The following is a 22,350-nucleotide window of genomic DNA, read 5'->3' on the forward strand; positions in this document are numbered from 1 at the left end:
GCCGGTGCCTTCGGTCCGGCAACAGTCCTGCCAGAAGCATTCTGCTCTGGCCAGCCGCACAGCGCATCCGAATTTGGCAAGCAACATTTTGAGGCGAACATTTGGCGCAGGATTCATGGTTCCGAACTCGCCGCCATTCAGTTTTTCCCGCAGCTGTTAAAACTCCTGGCGACGCATCACAAAGTTTCAGGCCGAAAAAAACGGCCTTACGAAGTTTGCTTAAGAGATGCCGTCTCTACCCCAAGAAATCGCCACAGCTGGCAGAGCTGCATTTGCTGCACTGTCCAAATGGCTTTAGGCGTTCCGGCTGTCGCTGCACGCCTGCTACCGACAGAACAGCTGAAAGCGATTGAGAAAGGACGGCAACTGTCGCCTCCTGGCCCGTAAACGGCCTTCGCAGACCCAAGCACACCGCGGTGTCAGTTCACTTCCGGATGGCAAATGGAGCGCAGATCGTTGGCTTGGCAGGATACACGCCACTGGAACGGTTCCTGAGCCTGACTTCCAGTCATCTCTGTACGGACATGGCCGAAATTCAGCGCCCGGCCTTGGCGCGGCGCAACAAAAGCGTAAGCCGGTTGAAGCTGCTGGTGATTCCCTCTGGATCCTCGCGGCCAAAGAACGCATCCAGTTCCGGCCACAGTTTCACCGCCTGGTCCAGCACGGCATCATTGCCTTCGGCATAAAGCCCTGCACGAATCATGACCTCGGACTGCTCATAGGCCCCCAGGAATTTCCGCACATCCTGAATGACTGTGTTCTCATCGGCGGAGGCCGCGGCAGGCAGGCTGCGCGAGACAGAACGGGAGACGTCAATCGCCGGAAACCGCCCGCGTTCGGCAATCTCGCGGTTCAAAACGATATGCCCGTCCAGAACACCGCGCAGGATATCAGCAATCGGTTCATCCATATCTGAACCAGCCACAAGAACACTGAAAACAGCAGTGATATCACCCTGACCATCCCCGCCCGGTCCGGCACGTTCGCAGAGACCGGTGATCAACGGGGTCACCGACGGCGGGTATCCGCGCAGTGCGGGAGCTTCCCCTGAAGCTGCGGAGATTTCCCGGTGCGCTTCTGCAAAACGGGTGACCGAGTCAGCCAGAAACAGGACATTCTTGCCTTGGTCCCGGAAATGCTCCGCCACGGTCATCGCAGCCCAGGCGCAGCGGCGGCGAACCAAGGCAGACTGATCGGATGTTGCCGCCACCACAACAGCGCGGCGCATTCCCTCCGGTCCCAGCACTTGTTCGACAAAGTGATTCACCTCGCGCCCGCGCTCCCCGATAAGTGCCATCACGACGACATCGGCCTCCATGCTCTGAGCCAATTTGGCCAGCAGGGAGGACTTGCCGACACCGGAACCCGCAAAAAGGCCTACCCTCTGCCCCTGCACGATCGGGAGAATCGTGTTGAGTACCGCCTGGCCAGTGGCCAGCCGCTCCCCCATTGAGCGCCGGCCAGCAGCCTTGGGCGGAGGCGCCATCAGGTCGCGGGGCGTGGAGCCAGGCAGCATGGGACGGCCATCCAGCGGCTCTCCAAAGGGATCAATGACCCGGCCAATCCAATGATCACTGGGAGAAAACTCCGGTGACGGATGCAGCAAAACCGGATCACCGATGGCAGCACCATCCGGCGCCCTATCAGGCAACATACTGATATTACTGCCACTAATTTTCAGAACTTCGCCATTCAGCGAATCCTGAGGACCGCGCCGCAACACCAGCCGGTCGCCAATGCGTGCCACAGCCGCGAGCCCTGTGATTTCGATTTCACCACCCGAAATCCCGGTCACCCGCCCGACTTGGGTTACCAGGCGTTTGCCGGCAATTCGGCGGGTCAGTGCTTGCAGCTCTGCTTTCATCGCAGCGGCCTCCCTTGATGTCCTGAAAACAATTTCTAAAGGAATCGGGGTTAAGCCTTGATTGAAATCGATCGAGGGAGAAGCCCTGGTGTTCACAGAATTGAACGTATTCAAAATTGCCTATTCCATGGCAACCCATGCCGGCAAACGCCAAGCATTGGTTTCGCAGAATATCGCCAATGCCGATACCCCGGGTTACCACGCCAAAGATATCAAACCCTTCAAAGAAGTTTTTGCCGCCGGCGCCCGCCCAGCCAGCATGATCGCGTCCCGCGGCAGTCATTTGAATGGCGCTGCAGGCAGCGGCATGGACTGGGCTGTTACCTCAACGGATGCTGGCAGCGATCCCAATGACAACTCGGTCTCTGTCGAGACAGAATTGCTGAAGGGGGTCGAGGTCGCAAGGCAGCACAAGCGCGCAATGGCGATCTACAAATCCTCCATGAACATTCTGCGCGCAAGCCTGGGCAAGACTTGAGGGGAATGAGCAATGAGTGAATTTTCCAGAGCCCTTTCCGTTACCGCAAGCGGCCTTAAGGCCCAGGCCTCCCGGCTGCGCCATGTGTCCGAGAACATCTCCAACGCCGACACCCCAGGCTACCGCCGCAAGACAGTGCCTTTTGAAGCTGTTCGCGATCTGCAAACAGATGTCGAGCACGTGCGCACTGGCCGGGTTACCCTGGACCGGCGTGACCTGGAGGAGGTTTATGACCCCTCCCACCCGCTGGCAGACGAAACCGGGCACTACAAAAGCTCAAACGTCGATCTGATGGTTGAGATCGCTGATGCCCGAGAAGCCCAGCGCAGCTACGAGGCCAACCTGAAGATGTTCGAGCAAACCCGCTCGATGTCAGCCTCGCTTATGGACCTTTTGAGACGATAACCGAAATTTTTGGAGATCCAGAATGGATATTCGCAGTCTTTCCGCCGCCAGCGGCTACGCCGCAGCCCGCCCTGCCACGAAGGCCGACCCGAACCATGAGGCAGCCAATGCAGGCGCCCGTCTTAAGGAAAGTTTCGAGAGCTTTGCAGCGACCTTGCAGAGCAGCGAGCAAGTTTCCGTGCAAGCTATGACCTCGCAGGCAGATCCGCATGCCCTCGTGCAGGCGCTGGCGCAGACGGAACTGGCGGTTGAGACCGCGGTCACCGTCCGCAACAAGGTGGTCGAAGCCTACCAGGAAATCCTGAGAATGCCGGTCTGAGCCATGATGAGCGAGAGCCTCTTCTATGACACCCTGCGCCAGGCAATGTGGGCGGCCGTCACAATGTCGACACCGATTCTGGTTGTCGCCCTGACTGTCGGCCTGTCCATCGGCCTGTTCCAGGCTCTGACCTCGGTGCAGGAAATGACACTGACCTTTGTGCCCAAGCTTACAGCGATCATTGTCGTGTTCTGGATGACGATGGGCTTCATGACACAAACCCTTGTGGCTTTTTTCAATGGCCACATTGTTCCGATGATTGCCGGAGGTTTTTAATGGAAGCCGCAGGTTACGCCACACTTTCCCGGCAATCGGGGCTGATGCGCGAAATGCGTGTCATCGCGAACAACATCGCGAACTCCGCCACCACTGGCTACCGCCAGGAGGGGCTGATTTTCTCGGAATTTGTACAGTCCGCTCCCGGCCAGCAGTCACTGTCGATGTCACGCGCGAACATCTTCAACACCTCCATGGAGCAGGGTCAGCTTACTAAAACCGGCGGCACTTTCGATTTCGCGGTGGAAGGCGACGGTTTCTTCATGGTCGAAACACCTCAGGGCGAGCGTTTGACACGTTCCGGCGCCTTCTCCCCGAACTCCGCCGGCGATCTTGTGACCATGGATGGTTACCGGGTCCTGGACGCAGGCCGCGCACCTGTTTTTGTGCCTCCGGATGCCGGCAAGATCGAAGTGGGCGCCGACGGGTCGATCAGTGCAAACGGCCGCCTGCTGGGACAGCTCGGGCTTTTCAAGCCGGTGGAGAGCCACGCGCTGGTGCGCGAAGACGGGGTGATGTTCCGCGTTGAAGGTGAAATCGAGGAAACGCTTGACGCAAGTGTCCTGCAAGGCTTCCTTGAAGGTTCCAATGTGAACGCGATTTCCGAGGTGACCCGGATGATCGAAGTACAGCGCGCCTATGAGATGGGCCAAAGCTTCCTGGAATCGGAAGACGAGCGCATCCGCAATGCCATCAAGAACTTGATCAAGACCTAGGAGAATCCAGATGCGTGCCTTGAAGATCGCCGCGACCGGCATGAGCGCCCAGCAACTGCGGGTGGAGACCATCTCCAACAACCTCGCAAACATGAACACCACCGCCTACAACGCGCGGCGTGCCGAGTTCGCCGACCTGCACTATCAGCAAATCTCGCGGGCCGGCACGGTAAATGCCTCCGACGGCACGGTGCTACCAACCGGCGTGCAGGTGGGGCTTGGTGTACGCGCGGCTGCGGTATCGGTGCATTTGGCACAAGGTGCGCTGCAGCAGACCAACAACGACCTGGATGTCGCCATCGACGGCAAAGGCTACCTGGAAGTGACCCTGCCCTCCGGCCAAAGCGCCTACACCCGGGATGGTGCGCTGAAGCGCACCGCTGAGGGCTTGATTGTAACTTCCGACGGGTTTGCCGTTTCTCCAGAAATCACGATCCCTGACGATGCCACCAGTATCTCGATCAATGCCGAGGGTGAAGTCTACGGATATTTCAATGAAACCACCGAAGGCCAGCTTCTGGGCCAGCTTTCACTTGCAAGTTTCACCAACCCCAAAGGGCTTGAAGCAATTGGCAGCAACCTGTTCACCGAAACCGAAGCCTCTGGCTCCGCCAGTGTGTCCACCGCAGGCGAAGACGGGCTGGGCACTTTCCGCCAGGGGTACCTGGAGGCCAGTTCGGTTGATGCAGTAAGGGAAGTCACCGAACTGATCGAAGCCCAGCGCGGCTACGAAATGAACGCCAAAGTCATTTCCGCCGTCGACCAGATGATGGGCGCAACCACACAGGTGCGCTGATGAAACTTGTCCTTGCCTGCCTGACTGCCACCGCGCTCTGTGCCCCGCCTGCCTGGGCGGATTACCTGGTTCCGACGCGTACGATCCGCGCCAAAGCAATTGTGAACGCTGAAGATCTGGCGCTGAAGAAAGGTGAAATCCTTGGCGCGCTATCGGAACCTTCAGAGGTTATCGGTATGGAGGCGCGCGTGGCTCTTTATGCAGGCAGGCCCTTGCGCGCGGGTGATATTGGCCCGCCCGCTATCGTTGAACGCAACGACCTGGTGACGCTGATTTTCCGCCAGGGCGGACTTTCCATCGCCGCAGAAGGCCGTGCGCTTGGCCGCGGAGCTGCCGGCGAGGCTGTCCGTGTCATGAATCTTTCATCCCGCACCACCGTCACCGGCCGTATCGCTCAAGACGGCTCTGTTGAGGTAAACTGATGTCCAAGAAATTCTCTCCCGTCAAACCACTGCTTTTTGGCCTCGCCCTGCTGGGGGCCTGCGGCCGGATGGATCATTTGGGTAAGGCGCCCTCCTTCACCCCGGCAAATGAGTCGCCAGAGCATGTTGCAATGCTTTACCAGGGTCTGCCTGCGCAAACCCAGACCCGGCGCACCGTTGATGGCTCCTCGCTATGGAGCGGTTCTCAGCAGTCACTGCTCGGAGACCGCCGCGCCATCAAGCGCGGCGACATCCTGACCGTGGTGATCGAGATCGACGAAGAAGCGGAGATTTCCAATGACACACAGCGGTCGCGCTCAGGCTCCGAAAGCATGAACATGCCGCAACTGCTTGGCCTGCCGCAACGCCTGGATGAGAAACTCCCGGACGGCGCGTCATCCGCTGACGCGGTTGAGCTTGGCAGCTCCAGTTCCTCGGGCGGCAAGGGATCCGTCAAACGCAGCGAGAAGCTGGAATTGCGGGTCGCGGCAACCGTTGTCGACGTGCTGCCCAATGGGGTTCTGGCAATCAGCGGCTCCCAGGAGTTGCGGGTGAATTTCGAACTGCGGGAGCTTCTGGTCACCGGCTATGTCCGGCCTCAGGACATCAGCCGCCAGAATGAAATCACATACGACAAGATCGCCTCTGCCCGGGTTTCCTATGGCGGCCGCGGCCAAATCACCGATGTGCAGCAGCCCCGCTACGGTCAGCAGTTGCTTGACGTTGTCCTGCCGTTCTGAGGGTTGTTATGCTGTCCAAACTTCTGCCAGTCATTTTGCTGATCATCGGAACCGCAGGCGGCATCGGCGCCGGCATTATGCTGGCGCCCGCACCTGAGGAAAACCACGCCGCCGTCTTTGCTGAAGCGGCACCTGTCCCCGCCGCTGCAGAGGATCACTCCGAGGAAAGCGAAGAGGATCTGCGCGAATACGTCAAAATCAACAACCAGTTCGTGGTGCCGGTTGTTGATCGCGACCAATTGACCTCCCTTGTGGTGATCTCGCTCAGCCTGGAAACAGCCAAAGGCACCAGCGAAAAAATACGGACCTATGAACCCAAACTGCGGGATGTCTTTCTGCAAGTTTTGTTTGACCATGCAAACATGGGCGGATTCCGCGGGGCATTCACGCGCTCTGACGTTCTTGAGCCGCTGCGTACCGCTCTGCGTGAGGCCGCACAGAAACATGTCGGCAAAGGGATCTACGACGTCCTGATCATGGAAATCTCCCGTCAGGACGTCTGACCAGTCTGCATCTCACGGCAAAAAGGGACGGTTCCGCAAGACCGGCCCTTGCTGTGTTTGAAAAGTACCCAGTGGTTTCAGCTGTCCAGCAGCCTGTCCATAAACGCTTTCGCCTGCGCAGCCTTCTGGCGCTTGCGCTCGGTTGCCGCCATGGTTTCCACGGCGTGCTTACGGCCAAATGTGGTGCGCAATTGATCCATCATCCTCAGCTTCTGAGCCGTCGCCTTGGCGAGGTCCATGTTCAATTGGCGCCGGGTGCGGGAGTGCCAGCCCTCCCACAAAAGATCTGCACCCAAAGCTTTCATCGCGTGATCGCTGCTTGCCTGTTCCCGCGCGGCCTGCACTTGCTCATTGAGTTTGGCCATCTGGCCGCGCAGCTCCGCTTCCCGCGCCAGCACAGGCTGGACTTTTGCATGCTCCTGCATGTACTGCGCAGCGGTTATCGCCGCCATCTGGTCGAGCATCTTCTGCTTCATGTGATTTTCCCCTTGGCGCGCTTTCGCATTTCCTCGGCAAAGCGGATTGCCGCCGCAACCGGCGCATAGTGTTCTTCCAAAATCTCGTCACCGATTTCGACCGCAGCATGCAAAGCCCGGGCAGTGGGCGGGTCGCTGTGTATCGGCACCGCATTTTCATTGGCCACACGCCGGATCGCTGCAGCCACTTCATCAACCCCCTTGGCAACGCAAACCGGCGCAGCACCCTTTTCGCGGCTCCATTTCAAAGCAACCGCATAGTGGGTCGGGTTGACGATCACCACGTCGGCATTCGGCACCTCGGCCAGCATCTGGCCCATTGCGATCTCCTGGCCGCGCTGGCGTCTCTTGCCCTTCACATGCGGGTCGCCCTCGGCGTCCTTCATCTCGTCCTGGATTTCCTTGCGCGACATCATGTTTTTGCGGCGGTGTTCAGCATGCTGAAAAACCGCATCAACGACCCCGATCGCCAATGATATGACGAGAGCCAGGAACAGAAATTCCAGCGCGAGCTGCGACAGCATCAGCACGACCGATTGCGGCCCGGTGCCGGAGGACGAAATCATATCCGGGAGCCGATGGCTCAAATAAACACCCAGGCAAACGGAATAGAGCACCAGCTTCACAAAGCTCTTCAGGAACTCAAAGAGCCCGGCGCGGCCAAGCTTGTTTTTGGCATTGGATATGATCGACAAACGCGACAGTTTCGGTTCAAGCTTGCTGGGCGCAAAGACCATGGCACGCTGGCCGATGATTGACAGCAGAACCAATGCAAACGGCACCAGGAACCACGGCAAAATTGGCCTTAGCAGACTGCTTGCAAAGCCACCTGAGGGTGCAGTTGCGGACCCGCCGTCAAAGAACAGCGGCGCCAGCCGGTCGGGCTGATCCAGAAAAGCCATCAGCGCGGTTCCCATCCCCTCCACACTGGCGCTTCCTGTCGCGTAGAAGGCAACAATAAGCCCCAGATAGGCAGCTGCCACGGACAGGTCGGTGGACTTTGCAACTTCGCCCTTCTCACGCGCCTTTCGGAGTTTCTGTTCCGTCGGTTCAAATGACTTATCAGAATCGTCGTCTTCACCGCTCATGGCATTCCGGCTCCGGGGTTGGAAAGAAAAGTCATCAGGGCCCGGGTCCAGACATCCAAAATCATGGGACTGCCGACCATCAGGATAAACAGCCCGAAAAAGGTAATAACCGGCGCGCCGACCATCGCCACCATCAGCTGTGGCATTGCCCGGTTAATTACACCGAGCGCCAGGTTGTAGATAACGGCGGTGATCACAAAGGGTGCTGCGAGCGTGAACGCCATGGAAAAGCTCTCCGACACGCGAAACACGCCCCATTCTGTCAGTCCGGCCGCGGCAGGGAACTGACCGGCGGGAAACATCTGGTAGGATCCAATCAGCAGTTCGGCAATGCGGACATGAAGCCCCATCATGACCGCAAGGGTCACGCCGGAAATCATCAGCACAGCCCCAAGGGCGGGCATGGGTTCAGCACCGATACCGCCCAAAACCTGAGACAGGGAGGTGCTTTGCGCAGCCATCGTGCCGGCCGTCTGAAGCGCCAGAACAAACATGCGCGCGCCCACGCCAAGCGCCAAACCGATAATTGCCTCGGTCACCGCAAACCGCGCATAATCCATAACCCCGTCCGGCTCGGGAAAGGGCGACAGTGCAGGCGCCACCACAAAGGTAAACGCAACGGCGATCGCCAGTTTGACGCGGGTGGGAACATAAAGCTCCCCCATTGCGGGCAGCACCGAAACCATAGCCGACACCCGCAGGAAAACGATTGCCGCATGCCAGAATCCTGCCCCCAACAGCAGCACCAGCTCCGGCGGCAGGAAATTCAGGTTCATGCTTGGACCATCCCAACCAGGGCAGGCCGCGCTTCCAGCCCGATTTCCTCGAAGGACAGGACCGGATTTGTGATGCCACGCGATTTCAGGATCGTTTTCAGATACCGGCGGCGGCGGGTGGATGTCACAACGGCAGCAAAGATCCCTTGATCAGTGATCGCTCCAAGCTTGTCGCTCAACCCGTCTGCAAGCCTGTTGAACAAGTCCGGCGGCAAGGCGATATCCAGCCCTGCGCCCTGTGAATCGACTTGGTAGGTCGAGAACTTGTCTTCCCACTCCGGCGCCAGCTGGATCAGAGGAATGGTGCCGTCTTCACGCTTCATTTCGGCGACCAGCTGGAATCCGAGACGTTGCCGGACATGCTCGCAAATCAGCTCCGGCTGGGTGGTATGCATCCGTGCTTCGGCAATCGATTCAAGGATCAGCGGCATATTGCGGATCGAAACCCGCTCCTCCAGAAGCAACCGCAGCACTGCGTGCAAGGTATCCATCGGCACCTTGTCCGGCACCAGCGCATCCAGCAGCTTGCGGTTTGCCTCGGCCCGGAAACCGTCTGAGAGCTGTGTCATTTCATCCAGCAGACGGCGCAGCGACTTGAGTGTCAGCAGGCGGGAGAAGTTCTGCTTGATGATTTCAAGAAGATGGGTCGCCAGTATTTCCGGCGGTGTGACAACAGTTGCGCCGGCCAGCGCGGCCTGTTCCTGCGACTTGGCAGAGATCCAGCGGGCCGGAGCGCCGTAGACCGGTTCAGTGACGTCTGTTCCCGGCGGCAGCGCGTCATGATTGTCTGGCATCAGCGCCAGAACCATATCCGGATGCAACGTGCCGCGGACTTGCTCGACGCCCTGTACCTTGATCACATACGTACCCCGCTCCAGGTCATGCTGATCTGTAAGCCGGATTTCGGGCAAGATAAGGCCGAACGTGGTGGCGATATGAGACCGCATATTGGCGATCCTGGCATCCAGCCCGGTGCCGGCATCCAGTACCATGCTGACCAGGTCCGGCGAGAACTCCAGATGCAGATCGTCCAGATCCAGAATATCGCCCAGAGGCCGGGATGCCGACGGATCCGAGGCTTCTTCGATCTTTTCCTCGATTTCGGCTTCCGCATCGTCCCTCTTTTTCTTGGCCATCCGGTAAGCAACGAAGCCCAGTACGCCACCGCCGGTTACGAAGGGCAGGAACGGCAGACCCGGAACCAAAGCAAACAGCACCATCAGTACCGCAACTGTGATCAGAGCAGCCGGGTGGCGGCCGAATTGATCGAACAAGGCAATATCCGTTGAGCCGGTGGTGCCGCCGCGGGCCAGCAGCAATGCTGCCGCAATGGAAATGATCACCGAAGGGATCTGCGATACAAGGCCGTCACCTACGGTCAGGATGGCATAGGTCTCGAACGCGCTGCCAACCGGCATGCCATGGACCAGGACGCCCATGATCAGACCCATCACTAGGTTCAGAAGTGTAATCAGCAAGCCGGCAACCGCGTCACCCTTGACGAACTTCGAGGCACCGTCCAGTGAGCCGAAGAATGTGGTTTCCTGCTGATCGCGCTCCCGGCGTTCCTTAGCGGTTTGGTGGTCGATGGCGCCTGCCGACATGTCAGCGTCAATTGCCAGCTGCTTGCCCGGCATCCCGTCCAGGGCGAAGCGGGCGCCCACTTCGGCCATCCGTGCAGCACCCTTGGTGATCACCATGAAGTTGACGATCAAGAGAACGCCAAACACCACAAGGCCCAGGAAAACGCTGCCACCCATGACGAATTGGGCAAAGCCCTCGATCACACCTCCCGCCGCGTCAGTGCCAGTATGACCCTGCCCGATGATCAGTTTGGTCGAGGACACGTTCAGCGACAATCGCAGCATCAGCGACGCCAGAAGAATTGTTGGAAAGGAAGAAAAATCCAACGGCCGTTCGATGAAAAGCGTGATTGTAAAAATCAGGATGGCCAGCGCAAAGGAGGCCGCTAGGCCAACATCCAGGACCCAGGCTGGCATCGGCAGGATCATCATCACGATGATCGCCATCAGAGCCAGTGCCAGAAGCACCGTCGGACTAAAAAGTTGTTCTGTCGTAAGCTTAGGCACAGTTCACGCCTCGCGCATTGTTATTGCCAATCGAGCTGGAAGGCCGGTCGAGCAATCCTGTATGCGGCCTGGTTCTCGCATAAACAGATCCGCATTTATCTTTTGGCGACCAAAGCAGAGAAAGGATCAGACTGGATGCAATCCGCAATGATTTAATAGCAAACCCGGTCCGATCGGCGGACGAGCGGAGGAACAAGATTGCTGTGAAGAGACGTTTGAATTGCGCTCGCGCGCCTGCATCGGCTCTGCATCCTGCGGCCTCTGCGCACTGAGACAGCCCGTTCGGGCCAAGGAGTATGTAGTTGTCCGGCATTCTGCCCGTTCCAAATCAGGATTCACCCGTTTGTGACGTTACCGGCCGGCGGTTGACAAAGTGTTATCAGATCCAGCAGCGGTCGCCTCATGAAGGAGACAGCCGCTGAAGCGTCAGTTCTGCGCTTGCATCACTGATCACCGGCTGGTTTCTCGAGGCCCGTACCGATTTGGCTCAACAGGTCGGCGATACCGCCCCGCGTGCCTTCGCTGCTTTCAACCAATGCTCGAGCATGAGCCAGCGGTGCCAGACCGATAGGGTCTTGTGCTGTCTCCCCGATGTGCGAGGTCACCGAAGCAACGGGCCCAAAAGATTCAGCCGCGTCTGTCCCGATTGCTTCGATCGCTCCCAAGTTTTCGGAATGCCAGAAACCACGGGCAGCAGCATCCGGCTCCTCTTCGGCCAAAAGGTATTCACCTGCCCGTCCGTATTCACCATTTCGCCACAGGGCCTGTGCCCGCATCCGGTTGGCTTCGGACCCGTCAAGACCCATCAGCTCAACAAGTGCCCGGTGCGGTTTATCGAGATCCAAGGCAGCTTCAGCCATCAGGAGGCGGCGGGTCTCATCATCCGATTCCAACGCAAGTTTGGCCAGCAATTCCTGCGCCTGGCTTGCAAAGCCGAGATTCAGCAGCCTGCGCGCCACCTCTGCTGCCACCGGCGCCGCCTCTGCCGGCGTTGCCTGTTTGGAAAACTCCAGGGAATACTGAAGGAATGTCACGTCATCAGCGCGCTCCGTCAGAAGCAGCATCAGCGGCCCCAGCGCCTTGGCCCGCGCAATCGGCCCATCCCTATCCGACACACTCTTCAATTCCTTGAACGCTTCGTGGAACTGCCCCATCAGCGCTAATGAAGCAACCAAGGCCTGCCGCAAATCAGCGCCAAGTTCAGTTTCCCGGTTTTCCAGCTCATAGGAGGCAATCAGGTCCGGAACATCCGGTGACAAAGCCTTGCGTTCCTTGACACTAAGCCCAACCAGGTCAATCAGTGCTGCCGGCGCGTTACCAGTCCGTTCTGCCACTTCGCTGCTAAGCTCTTCAGCCATTGTTTCGGTGTCACCTTCCAGCTCGGCAATTGCAGCTTCAGCCAAGTTAATCTCAGGGACCTCTTCCACTCCAGTCCGATCCACAGACCGCAGCACGGCCTCGGCAACGTGATGATTGCCGGCCTCGGCAAACATCTTGCTGACTCTCGGACCCAAATGTACCCTCAAGTGCACCGGAAGCTTGGAAAACGCTTGCTGAATGGCATCTGTATTTGCGCTGCGCTTCACAGCACCATCAGCCAATGCTCCCCACAAGGCACTGTCGCCGTCACAGCGCTGCTGCCCGGAAAGCGCGTGGTTGACTGGCAGGGGTGTGCTGTCCATCAGCATTGCCAATGTATCCACCAATGCCACTTCCGGACTTTCCTGCTGCTCAGGCGGCAGGAACTTCATGATCGAACGGGCCTCGGCACCAAAGCTGAAGTACAAGTATAGCCGCGCCAGCGCATGGACGATTGCAGGGTTCACATCATCAAATTCCCTAACCAGACCGCTGCGCAGCAGGGCTACTTGGTCTGAAAATGGGTTTTCGTTTCCCCAGTCTTGGATGGCCACATCCCGGTCCTTCAGGCAATGTGAATCTTCGCTGCTATCGTCCATCATGGCAGCTATCAGCCCGGTTTCGCGATCAATTGCCGAGGTAACGGAGATGTGGGCCAGCGGATCAAGCGGCCTGCCGACCCCACCGAGAGGATCCAACCCGGCGGATGTTTCCGCAGCCGGAATACCATCAAGAGTGACCGTCAGAAGACCTTGGTTGGCAGCGCGGCCAATCTGCTGCAGTAAGCGGCGCTCGGATTCGCCAACTGCAGCCGCACGCTCGGATTCGTCCATATCAAGCAGCAAACCCGTCTCGGATATTCTGGCTGGTATGGCCTCTGCCGCGACCGCCGCGTCAGGTTCTGAATCAACTTCTTCTGCTCTGGCCTGTCGGCCGGGCAGCGGCAGCTCCACGTCTTTCAAATTCGGCACAGGGCTCTCTGCCAGTGCAGAAGCGACTGCCGGGTCTGCAGTTGCCCTCTCTGTTTTCTCACGCGACTGCGCTGTCTGGGTACGTTCTTGTTCTCCGGCAACCGCCGCTGCAAGCTCAAGCGCCAGACGTGCATCCGAAGCAGCAGACTGGGAGAATCCGAACCGGTAACCCGTTTCCGGCGCAGGGGTGGTAAGCGGCAGAGCGGTTGCTGCCGAACTGAATTGCGGTTTCGCAGCTGGCTTGCCGCCGTCACGGATATCGATCACGAGGTATCCGTCTTTCTGGACGTAGGAAGTGACCATGCAATCGCACCCCAACTGCAACCGCAGTGGCTGGCCCGGAGCGTTTTGTGCCAATGATTGCAGCCGTGTCCGGGGAATCAGGTTGAAGACGCGCGACGTATCGAAAACCGCTTCCGGCGCAGCGATGTTCACCGTTGCAGTCATACCGCTTTGGGTCAGCGACCAGTCTGCCCCGTCTGGCAGCCGCATCACCAGACGCGTGAACCCCTTGTGCTCGCCTGAGCGGGTCACGATCGTCTGCGCGTGGACAGCACCCGATGTCAGCAGAAAAGCTGCGGTGGCAAATGCTCGCCAGATCATGCTGCGTCCTGTTTCACCGATTTGAGGGCTTCTTCAAGTTCCGAAAAGCCTGGACGGAAATGCGACGGAGTGTTCTGGCGGCCGACCTCGATGCAGATGGCCGCGGCGTGATTGTGAAGGTTGGCAACCAGCACTTCGCGGATCAGCTGGTAAAAGTGGGAATCCTCTTCGACCACGGCCTTCACCTTGCCCGCAAAAGGCGCAACCAGGCCATAGGACAGGAAAACACCAAGGAAAGTACCAACCAGCGCGCCGCCAATTAACTTGCCCAGAACTTCTGGCGGCTGGTCGATCGAACCCATGGTCTTGATCACACCCAGAACAGCCGCAACAATCCCAAGTGCGGGCAGGCCATCAGCCATGGTCTGCAGCGCGTGGCTGGAGTGCAGCGCGTGATGCAGGTTGGCCTCCATACGCTTTTCCAGCACCTCCTCGACCTGGTGCGGATCATCATAGTTCATCGAGGCCGAGCGCATGGTGTCGCAAATCAGGTTCACCGCTTCCTTGTCACCCAGGATCTTGGGATACTTGTTGAACACAGAAGAGTTTTCCGGATCCTCGATATGCTGCTCCACTTCAACCGGATTGGCCCTTGCGATGCGGATCAGCGCAAACAGCAGGCAAAGAAGATCGCGGTAATCATCCGGCTTCCATTTGGGGCCCTTGAACACCTTACCAATGTCCTTGAGCGTGTGCTTCACGCCGCCCATGTCATTGGCAATGAGGAAGGCGCCGACCGCAGCCCCGCCAATCATCATCATTTCAAACGGCAGCGACTTCAGGATGATCGCCATCTTGCCGCCGGCCAGAAGGTATCCGCCGAACACCATGGCAAAGATCACCACAATGCCTACAATCCCGATCATAGGTGCACTCCGAATTCCGTTGGTTTTTATTAGTTTATGCGAGTCTTCCTAAGGAAAGACTAAGCCGCCGCGCCCAAGTTATTCCTTGGGCACGGATCCGTTGCGTCCGGCCAGGACCACGCTGATCGTATAGGCTGCTTCGGGGCTGAGGCCTGCCATGATTCCCGCCGCCGCCTCTGGCTGCATCCGGGCCAGGAAACCCGCGGCAAATGCCGGGTCCATTTCCTCGAACAATGCTGAGGCTTCCTTGGGTTTCATCTGTTCATAAACCGTCGTCAGCCGGGATACATCCGCTTCCGTTGCCCCGTCAGCCAGCGCGAGAGTCGCGCGCAGATTCTCTTCCGCCTGCTCCAACGCCGCCAGTTTCATATCAATCGCCTGATCGGCAATTTCCAGCGCTTTCATCCGGTCCTCGATCTCCGCCTCACGGGCAGCCAAGACCTCTTCCCTCTGCTGAAATGCAGCCAGCATTGTCTGCAGCTCGGCCGATGTCGGCATCGCGTCGCGCTGCGGCTGTCCGTTATGCGCGGCATCTTCCTGGCCCGCCTCCTTGAGGCTCGCCACTTCACGCGCAATTGCAGGCCCTGCCTCAAGCCCCAGCCGCACCACGGCAGAACCCATCAGCAGCAGAGCCAGCATCATCAGAGTGCCGCTGCGCCGGAAGCGTTTGGTTTTCTTCGCCATCACGCCACCCGATTCTGGCTGCGGTTGTGGCGCACAAACATCAAACCGGCAGACTTTGGTTCTTCCTGTGCCTCGGCAGCAGGCTGCGGGTCAGCCTCATAGGCTGCTGCCATTGCCGCGTCTTCGGCAGCGGGTGCCGCTGGCGCAGGGACTGAAGCACCGGCCTCGGGTATGTCGTGCATCGACGCCATCATCAGTTCCAGCCGCTGAGCCACAGATTCGGCCCGGCCGGTCAGCTGCTGCAGCGCCTTGCTGGACCCGTCAGAAACCTGTTGGGCCGACTGCAACGATTTGTTCAGGTCATCCACCTGTGCAGACAGAACGGCGACCGCTCCGCCAACACCTTTTTCCAGGTCATTGAACCGCTTTAGCCGGCGCGACAGCACCAGACAATAGAATCCGGCGCCCAGCGCTCCGGCCGCAAGCAGGATATCAGCAATAATGTCCATCCTGTCCTCCTAGTTCAGTACGAAATCCATAATCAGCAGATCACGCACCCGGCCCTGGCCGGTGGCAATATTGATCCGCCGCAGCATCTGCGCCCTCAGTTTCGGCAGCGCCATCGGATCCGACAGATCCTCCAGCTCCAATGCTCTCAGATAGCTGTTCAGGACATCGACAACCCGCGGGAGGACTCTTTCGACTTCAGCCTGGTGTGCCAGGCTGACCTCTAGTTGCGCGCGGAACCTGAGATGCTTCAAACCGCTGGCTTTGCGCAGGGTAATCAGAATCGGGTCCATTTCGATGAAAGCAAGGTTGGCGATATCATTCGCCGTCTCGCCTGTGTCCACGCCTTCTGGCGCCACTTCGGCCGCGGGCGCCGGTTCTGGCGCCGCTTTTTGACCAAAGGGAAGAAGGCCCGACTGAACGGCAAAGAATCCGCCGCCTGCCCCTGCCAGCGCCAGTACTGCCCCAATGATCAGGGGCAGTTTGCCTTTCTTGGCCGGGGTTTCTGCTTCGATATCTACTGCAGCGTCTGTCATGGCTATCCCTAAAACGTCGTGCAGCTACTTCATAACCTGCGAGGAACTAACCGAATGTTAAGGCCGATCCGTCAAAACGGTTGCATGCCGGAGAGAACGCCGGTGCGACGGAGGTTAATGTGCAGCAGATCAAGAATGTCTGGGCAGAAATGGACATGAGAAAGCGTCTGATTGCCGTGGGTGCCACGGTGATCATGATTCTCAGCGTCATCGCGATGTCCCACGTGGCAAGCAAGCCAACAATGACACTGCTCTATGCCGGGCTGGAAAGCGGCTCGGCCGGGGATGTGGTACGGGCGCTGGAACAGCGCGGCACCCAATTTGAAGTGCGCGGCGGCTCGATTTATGTGCCGTCTACACAACGCGATGAACTTCGTATGACACTGGCCAGCGAAGGCCTTCCTGCCAACGGCGGCAAGGGATACGAACTCCTTGATTCGCTAAGTGGTTTCGGCACCACCTCACAAATGTTCGATGCCGCATACTGGCGCGCCAAGGAAGGCGAATTGGCCCGCACTATCGTCGCCAGCCCGCATGTGAGCCAGGCACGGGTGCATATTGCAAATACAGGGTCGAATCCCTTTCAGCGGACTGTCGAACCCACAGCTTCGGTCTCCATTGTGCCGATGGGTTCTCCGATCACGCCCGCCCAGGCCAATGCAATACGTTTTCTCGTGTCGTCCGCTGTTACCGGACTGGCCGTGGACAACGTGGCGGTTATTGATGCCAACGGTGCCCTAATCGGCTCCTCTGACACCACAGCAGCAGCAGCTGCGGGCACCGATGACCGCTCGCAAACGATTCGGGAACGCGTGCTGCGGCTTGTCGAGGCTCGCGTGGGCCAGGGCAATGCCGTCGTCGAAGTCAGTGTGGAAACCATCACTGACACCGAATCGATCCGCGAGAAGCTGGTGGACCCGAAAAGCCGTGTTGCTGTCAGCACCGATGTCGAAGAACGCGCTGATTCTTCCACGAACCAGTCCGGCGAGGTCACAGTTGCATCCAATATTCCTGACGGCGACGCAGCCTCTGGCCAAGGTTCCAAGGCAAACACCAGCGCTACCCGGGAGAGAATCAACTATGAGATCTCGGAAACTGAAAAGGAAATCCTTCGTGGCCCGGGTGCTATCAAGCGCCTGACCGTTGCGGTCCTGATCAATGGAACTGCCGCTACCAACGAAGCTGGAGAATCCGTTTTCCAGCCCCGCCCTGAAGAAGAACTGGCAGCAATGCGCGAGCTGATTTCAGCGGCGGTCGGCTTTGACGCAGACCGTGGAGACGTGATCACGCTCAAATCCATGGAATTGCCGGCCGTTGAACCGCAGGGCGTCGTGGCGACTTCTTCTTTCATGGACAAGCTCAATTTTGACGCCATGTCGCTGATCCAAATCGCCGCTCTCGCCATCGTCAGCCTGATACTGGGCCTGTTCGTTGTGCGGCCGATCCTGTCGAACCAGGGAGCTTCGGCAACTGCGCTTCCAGCACCTGGCGGCGGGGCTGATGCGCTGCCCGGGCTTCCCGGAATGGGCGGCGATGGTTTCATGACCGCACCTGACCTGGGGGCCGGGCTGGCACTTGATGGCGAAATTGAAAACAACGAAACCGGACAGTTCGAGCCACTGGGCGGTCTGCCTGAGATGGGCACAGGGGACATGATGGGCGCCATCGGCCTGCCCGCCATGGGCGGCAGCACGGGCGATCCCGTCGATCGCCTGCGAAGCCTCATCGGCGAACGGCAGGAAGAAACGGTCCAAATCCTGCGCGGCTGGCTGGAAGAGAGTAAGGAGCAGGCCTGATGACGATTGCACATTTGTTAGAGGACTTCGGTATGCAGACACCGGTGGAGCCCGCTCTGCCTGCAATTTCCGAGGAACTAATAGAAGAACAGCGCCTGGCATCATTTGAAAACGGCTATAGCGCTGGCTGGGATGACGCAGTCACTGCTAAGGATCAGGAAAACACACGGATCTCAGCCGAACTTGCCAGCTCGCTGGAGGACCTGAACTTTACCTACCAGGAAGCACAAAGCCAGCTGCTAGACTCGCTGGATCCGATGTTCAAGGTGCTGACCAGTGCGGTGCTACCGGATGCAATGGCGGCGTCCTTCGGGCATCATATCGTCGACCAGCTGGCAGGCATGGCCAAGGGGCAGACCGACCAGCCGATGCAAATCGTGGTTTCTCCCGGCGAAGGCGCTGCAGTTCGCAGTCTGCTGCCGGAGAAGTTTTCCGTGCCAGTGACGGTTCGGGAAGACAGTACTCTTTCGCCGGGCCAAGCCTACCTGAGCGTGGGCAGCGCGGAGTGCGAAATCAACTGCGACGCCCTTCTCGAGTCCATTCAGGATTCAATCGAAGCCTTTACCTATCACGCAATTGAGGACAGCCAATATGGATGACGCGGCCGATCTGAACATGAAATCTGCCGATGCGAGCAACCCTTTCGTTTCGGTTCCTGTCGAGGTGGTGGTTTCGGTCGGCAAAGCCAGGCCGCTGATCCGCGACCTTGTCAGCCTCGGTGAAAACGCCATCCTGACTTTGGACAAGCGGGTCGAAGATCCGGTTGACCTCTATGTCGGTGACCGGCTGGTTGCCCGTGGCCAATTGGAAGAACTGGAAGGCGACCAGGCAGGCCAACTGGCCGTGCGTCTGACGGAAATTGCCGATCTGCAAAGCGGTTTGGGATGATACACACGACATTTGTGCGGGTGGCTCTGGTCTCAGTGCTTCTGCTGGCCTTGCCGCACACCGCCCTGGCTCAAGAATTGAGCCTCTCTCTGGCAGACGGGCGGTCGATATCCGCCCGTTCTATCCAACTCATCCTGTTGATTACTGTGCTCAGCCTGGCCCCTGGCCTGCTGATCATGATTACCTGCTTCCCGTTCCTGGTGACGGTTCTTTCCATCCTCCGCCAGGGCATCGGGCTGCAGCAGGCGCCCCCCAACATGCTGATGATCAGCCTTGCGCTGTTTCTGACCTATTTCGTGATGGAACCGGTCTTCACCGAAGCCTGGACCACTGGGATTAATCCGCTTCTGGAAGAGCGACTGGAGCCGGGCGAGGCCATCACCCGCAGTTTGGAGCCGTTCCGGGCGTTCATGGCCAACCGACTGGACCCTGACACATTTTATGCGATTGCAGATCTCAGACCCGAGACACAGGGCCTGGACCCGGTGCCTGAGGCGCCTCTGTCGGCATTGGTACCCAGCTTTCTGCTGTCGGAAATTGCCCGGGCCTTTCAAATCGGTTTCCTGGTGTTCCTGCCGTTCCTTGTGATTGATCTCGTCGTTGCCGCGATCCTGATGTCGATGGGGATGATGATGGTCCCTCCAGCCATCGTATCCCTGCCCTTCAAGCTGGCGTTCTTTGTTGTTGCCGATGGCTGGAGCCTGATCGCCACCGCACTGGTCCGCAGCTACTATCCCTGAACCTTCCGGTCCAAGTTGAAGGCGCCGGGCACATTTTGTGTCCGGCTTTTTTCTGATGCAAAGCCATCTGCAAACAGCACCAGAAAAGGAACCTGATGCTGCCCGACTGTGTTTGAACATCCATTCGAAAACACTGCCGCGAACGCTTCTTGAGATGAAAAGAGCCGGTTCGGAACTTCATCGTGGTTCTGATCTGCACGTGTACTCACAGATTAAACTGGCTCCCGGTGAACACACACGCCATCAACGGCAGATCCGACCGCTGATGAACAGAAGCCTGCGAACCAGCTTTCGCCTAAGTTTGCTCTCCATCCGCTGCTGCTGACTGCATCACCAGATAGCAAAAATCCCGGCCTTTACTAGAAAGGCCGGAGCAAGCTTCCTAAGAAGACCCGGGTCAGCGAACCACAAACTCTGCGTGCAGGGCTCCGGCCGCCTTAAGACTTTTGAGAATGTCGATCATGTCCCGCGGCGATACCCCAAGGGCATTCAGTCCGGCGACAACTTCGGACAGCGAAGTTGTCTCAGGAACTTCCGCAAGCTGTATACCTTCCTCTTCTTCGATAGCGGCGCCAGTGCGCGGTACAACAACTGTCTCACCATCAGAGAATGGGTTGGGCTGCACGACCAGCGGTGTCTCCTCGATCCGCAATGTCAGGTTGCCTTGAGCCACGGCTACGCGGGAAATTCGCACATCACTGCCCATCACAATCGTGCCGGAGCGCTGATCGACCACAACACGCGCCTTGCGCTGGGGCTCAACCAGAATGTTTTCGATCCGCCCGACCGCATGAGCGGTCGAACGGGTGTTGGTTCGGCGAATGTCCACTTCAACCGTGCCGGAATCCCGCATCAGAGCAACGTTACCGCCGAACTCGGCGTTGATTGCACGTTCGATCCGCCCGGCTGTGGTGAAGTCCGGTTCCCGCAGCGCCAGCCGCATGGAATTGAGCGAGGCAAGGTCAAAGTCAATTTCCCGCTCAACCCGGGCACCCGAAGGGATCACCCCGGCTGTCGGCACCCCTTGGGTAACAACTGCTGCTTCTCCTTCGGCTACCGCACCGCCTGCCAGGATCGTGCCCTGGGCAACGGCATAGATTTGCCCATCCGCCGCATTCAGCGGGGTCATGATCAGGGTGCCGCCCAGCAGGCTCTTGGAATCGCCGATGGCGGAAACTGTAACGTCAATGGTGCTGCCAACCCGCGCAAACGGCGGCAGCGTCGCGGTCACAAAGACCGCGGCAACATTCTTGGGCCGGAACTGCTCGCCAGTCACGTTGACGCCGAGACGTTCCAGGATGTTGGACATGATCTCTTCTGTGAAGGGCGAATTGCGCAGCCCGTCACCGGTGCCATCGAGGCCGACAACCAGACCGTAGCCGACCAGGTCATTGCCGCGGACACCATCAAACTCGACCAGGTCTTTGAGGCGGATAGCATTGGCCTGCGCCACTGCAGGCAACAGAAACAGGCACGCGAAAAGGAGACGGAGAATTCTGATCATGAGATGTACTTCAGAAGGGAAAGCTGCGAGCTGCGCGCGGTAACGGTATATAGGCCCTCAAGCTGTGTCTGCGCTTCCTGCAGCCGGGTGTAGGTTTCATAGGGGTCGGCGGACACCAGGTTGTTCTTGACGATGCTCAGGCTGGTTTTCGATGCTTCGTTACGGGTGTTGATCGCATCCAGACGCCCTTCGATAAAGCCGACATCGGCCTGAACCTTGATCAACCGGTCTTCGCTTTCGGTCAGCTCGCTGCTGGCCTCTATGACCAGGTCGATCTTCACGTCTTCGCTGAGGCCAAGGCTGGGCTCGTCTGCCAGCGCCGTGATGACGTAGCTTTGCAGCGCGTGCTTGAGGCTGGGATCATTGGCCTGGATACCCAGGGAGACCTGCTCGCCTTCACCCACCGTTACCGGCTGCAGAGCTGTGGCAGAGCCCTGGTACATGACCGCATCAAAGCCGGCCGGGTCTTCAAACCAGTCCTTGACCGCCTGAATGATGTCATTGCTTGTCGTCAGCCCTGACACTTCCGTCAAAACGGCGCTCATCAGCGTGCCGGCGTTATTAAGCGGTTTGGTATCCGTTGCGGTTCCGGCAAATATAGTGCGGCCCCCGACTGAGGTGTTCATTAGGTTGATGGCACTGGAAATCCGCTGCTTGGCCTGGCTGCCGAACTGCTCTGCGTTGTATTCATCCATCGCCGGCGACAGCGTCAGAATATCATTGCGCATCGCCTGCACCTGGCTTTGCACCTTATCAAGGCTGCCCTGAATGGTGGTGGCAAACAACTGCACTTCGCTATTGGTGACCATATAGCTGTCAAGCCGGTTCAGATTGCTTTCCAGATCCGCCAGATAGGTAAAATCTCCTCCCAGCCGTTCGGTCAGATTGGCGGTTTTGCCAGTGGCAAATTCCTCGGAAAGCGTGGTGACGTTTTCCTTCAGATCCGCATTGCGGCTGCGGAGGAAGAGGTGCTGCGCCATATCGCCATAAGAGTTAATAATCATGCG

Annotated in this window: 25 protein-coding genes; 13 read left to right on the top strand and 12 right to left on the bottom strand. The window is 58.5% G+C overall.

The genetic code is table 11. From position 1 onward, the window contains the following. Positions 1–535 precede the first annotated feature (535 nt). On the bottom strand, positions 536–1,864 hold the full coding sequence (locus GKC28_RS10870) for a FliI/YscN family ATPase (protein ID WP_174146946.1): 1,329 nt from the start codon (positions 1,862–1,864) through the stop codon (positions 536–538). 88 nt (positions 1,865–1,952) lie between these two features. Here GKC28_RS10870 and GKC28_RS10875 point away from each other — a divergent pair, with 88 nt between their 5' ends. The 9 genes from GKC28_RS10875 to GKC28_RS10915 are packed head-to-tail and all read left to right on the top strand — an operon-like array spanning position 1,953 to position 6,519. Continuing rightward, positions 1,953–2,342, top strand: coding sequence for a FlgB family protein (locus GKC28_RS10875; RefSeq protein WP_174146947.1), 390 nt, complete (start codon positions 1,953–1,955; stop codon positions 2,340–2,342). Positions 2,343–2,354: 12 nt separating this feature from the next. Beyond that, positions 2,355–2,747: a flagellar basal body rod protein FlgC gene (flgC, locus tag GKC28_RS10880; RefSeq protein WP_174146914.1), complete on the top strand. Its 393-nt coding sequence runs from the start codon at positions 2,355–2,357 to the stop codon at positions 2,745–2,747. Between the two features lie 22 nt (positions 2,748–2,769). Continuing rightward, positions 2,770–3,066 (top strand): flagellar hook-basal body complex protein FliE, encoded by a 297-nt coding sequence (gene fliE / locus GKC28_RS10885; protein ID WP_174146915.1) that lies wholly within the window; start codon positions 2,770–2,772, stop codon positions 3,064–3,066. 3 nt (positions 3,067–3,069) lie between these two features. Continuing rightward, a complete protein-coding gene (locus GKC28_RS10890) occupies positions 3,070–3,342 on the top strand; it encodes a flagellar biosynthetic protein FliQ (RefSeq protein WP_039184413.1) in 273 nt (90 codons plus the stop codon). After that, positions 3,342–4,058, top strand: a complete 717-nt coding sequence (locus GKC28_RS10895; RefSeq protein ID WP_174146916.1) for a flagellar hook-basal body complex protein — start codon at positions 3,342–3,344, stop codon at positions 4,056–4,058. Before GKC28_RS10890 ends, GKC28_RS10895 begins: the two co-directional genes overlap by 1 nt. A gap of 10 nt (positions 4,059–4,068) precedes the next feature. Then, positions 4,069–4,854 carry a flagellar basal-body rod protein FlgG gene (gene flgG / locus GKC28_RS10900; RefSeq protein ID WP_039184415.1) on the top strand — a complete coding sequence of 262 codons (786 nt, stop codon included), beginning with the start codon at positions 4,069–4,071 and terminating at the stop codon, positions 4,852–4,854. Next, entirely contained in the window at positions 4,854–5,276 is a 423-nt protein-coding gene (gene flgA / locus GKC28_RS10905) for a flagellar basal body P-ring formation chaperone FlgA (RefSeq protein WP_174146917.1), read from the top strand. Before flgG ends, flgA begins: the two co-directional genes overlap by 1 nt. Continuing rightward, positions 5,276–6,016: a flagellar basal body L-ring protein FlgH gene (gene flgH / locus GKC28_RS10910; protein WP_174146918.1), complete on the top strand. Its 741-nt coding sequence runs from the start codon at positions 5,276–5,278 to the stop codon at positions 6,014–6,016. Before flgA ends, flgH begins: the two co-directional genes overlap by 1 nt. An 8-nt stretch (positions 6,017–6,024) precedes the next feature. Continuing rightward, complete coding sequence (locus GKC28_RS10915; RefSeq protein WP_174146919.1) at positions 6,025–6,519, top strand: flagellar basal body-associated FliL family protein; 495 nt, start codon at positions 6,025–6,027, stop codon at positions 6,517–6,519. Between the two features lie 77 nt (positions 6,520–6,596). Here the strand turns inward: GKC28_RS10915 and GKC28_RS10920 are convergent, their stop codons facing one another. From GKC28_RS10920 to GKC28_RS10960, 9 genes are all read right to left on the bottom strand, one after another. After that, a complete protein-coding gene (locus GKC28_RS10920; protein WP_174146920.1) occupies positions 6,597–6,995 on the bottom strand; it encodes a hypothetical protein in 399 nt (132 codons plus the stop codon). After that, a complete protein-coding gene (locus GKC28_RS10925) occupies positions 6,992–8,083 on the bottom strand; it encodes a flagellar biosynthesis protein FlhB (RefSeq protein ID WP_039184420.1) in 1,092 nt (363 codons plus the stop codon). Before GKC28_RS10925 ends, GKC28_RS10920 begins: the two co-directional genes overlap by 4 nt. Beyond that, a complete protein-coding gene (locus GKC28_RS10930) occupies positions 8,080–8,859 on the bottom strand; it encodes a flagellar biosynthetic protein FliR (RefSeq protein WP_174146921.1) in 780 nt (259 codons plus the stop codon). The genes GKC28_RS10925 and GKC28_RS10930 overlap by 4 nt, the downstream gene beginning before the upstream one ends. Beyond that, complete coding sequence (flhA, locus tag GKC28_RS10935) at positions 8,856–10,949, bottom strand: flagellar biosynthesis protein FlhA (RefSeq protein ID WP_174146922.1); 2,094 nt, start codon at positions 10,947–10,949, stop codon at positions 8,856–8,858. The genes GKC28_RS10930 and flhA overlap by 4 nt, the downstream gene beginning before the upstream one ends. A gap of 443 nt (positions 10,950–11,392) precedes the next feature. Next, positions 11,393–13,882 carry a hypothetical protein gene (locus GKC28_RS10940; protein WP_174146923.1) on the bottom strand — a complete coding sequence of 830 codons (2,490 nt, stop codon included), beginning with the start codon at positions 13,880–13,882 and terminating at the stop codon, positions 11,393–11,395. After that, the gene (gene motA / locus GKC28_RS10945) at positions 13,879–14,748 is read right to left on the bottom strand and encodes a flagellar motor stator protein MotA (RefSeq protein ID WP_039184425.1); all 870 of its coding nucleotides are present in this window, start codon (positions 14,746–14,748) and stop codon (positions 13,879–13,881) included. Before motA ends, GKC28_RS10940 begins: the two co-directional genes overlap by 4 nt. 78 nt (positions 14,749–14,826) lie before the next feature. Further along, positions 14,827–15,432 (bottom strand): MotE family protein, encoded by a 606-nt coding sequence (locus GKC28_RS10950; RefSeq protein WP_039184426.1) that lies wholly within the window; start codon positions 15,430–15,432, stop codon positions 14,827–14,829. Then, positions 15,432–15,881, bottom strand: a complete 450-nt coding sequence (locus GKC28_RS10955; protein ID WP_174146924.1) for a hypothetical protein — start codon at positions 15,879–15,881, stop codon at positions 15,432–15,434. Before GKC28_RS10955 ends, GKC28_RS10950 begins: the two co-directional genes overlap by 1 nt. Positions 15,882–15,890: 9 nt before the next feature. After that, the gene (locus tag GKC28_RS10960) at positions 15,891–16,415 is read right to left on the bottom strand and encodes a flagellar basal body-associated protein FliL (RefSeq protein WP_039184429.1); all 525 of its coding nucleotides are present in this window, start codon (positions 16,413–16,415) and stop codon (positions 15,891–15,893) included. Between the two features lie 119 nt (positions 16,416–16,534). Here GKC28_RS10960 and fliF point away from each other — a divergent pair, with 119 nt between their 5' ends. From fliF to fliP, 4 genes are read left to right on the top strand one after another with little or no spacing between them, the layout of a single operon-like run. Then, a complete protein-coding gene (gene fliF / locus GKC28_RS10965; RefSeq protein WP_065268685.1) occupies positions 16,535–18,211 on the top strand; it encodes a flagellar basal-body MS-ring/collar protein FliF in 1,677 nt (558 codons plus the stop codon). Then, a complete protein-coding gene (locus GKC28_RS10970) occupies positions 18,211–18,810 on the top strand; it encodes an ABC transporter ATP-binding protein (protein WP_174146925.1) in 600 nt (199 codons plus the stop codon). Before fliF ends, GKC28_RS10970 begins: the two co-directional genes overlap by 1 nt. Continuing rightward, complete coding sequence (locus GKC28_RS10975; RefSeq protein WP_019295234.1) at positions 18,803–19,099, top strand: FliM/FliN family flagellar motor C-terminal domain-containing protein; 297 nt, start codon at positions 18,803–18,805, stop codon at positions 19,097–19,099. Before GKC28_RS10970 ends, GKC28_RS10975 begins: the two co-directional genes overlap by 8 nt. Further along, positions 19,096–19,839 (top strand): flagellar type III secretion system pore protein FliP, encoded by a 744-nt coding sequence (gene fliP / locus GKC28_RS10980; RefSeq protein WP_174146926.1) that lies wholly within the window; start codon positions 19,096–19,098, stop codon positions 19,837–19,839. The genes GKC28_RS10975 and fliP overlap by 4 nt, the downstream gene beginning before the upstream one ends. 397 nt (positions 19,840–20,236) lie before the next feature. Here fliP and GKC28_RS10985 read toward each other — a convergent pair whose 3' ends face one another. Both GKC28_RS10985 and GKC28_RS10990 read right to left on the bottom strand, forming a co-directional pair. After that, a complete protein-coding gene (locus GKC28_RS10985) occupies positions 20,237–21,343 on the bottom strand; it encodes a flagellar basal body P-ring protein FlgI (protein WP_174146927.1) in 1,107 nt (368 codons plus the stop codon). After that, complete coding sequence (locus tag GKC28_RS10990; RefSeq protein WP_174146928.1) at positions 21,340–22,347, bottom strand: flagellin; 1,008 nt, start codon at positions 22,345–22,347, stop codon at positions 21,340–21,342. Before GKC28_RS10990 ends, GKC28_RS10985 begins: the two co-directional genes overlap by 4 nt. Positions 22,348–22,350: the final 3 nt, after the last annotated feature.

The sequence above is a fragment of the Leisingera sp. ANG59 genome, assembly GCF_013317235.1.
In the GTDB taxonomy this organism is placed as follows: Bacteria; Pseudomonadota; Alphaproteobacteria; order Rhodobacterales; family Rhodobacteraceae; genus Leisingera.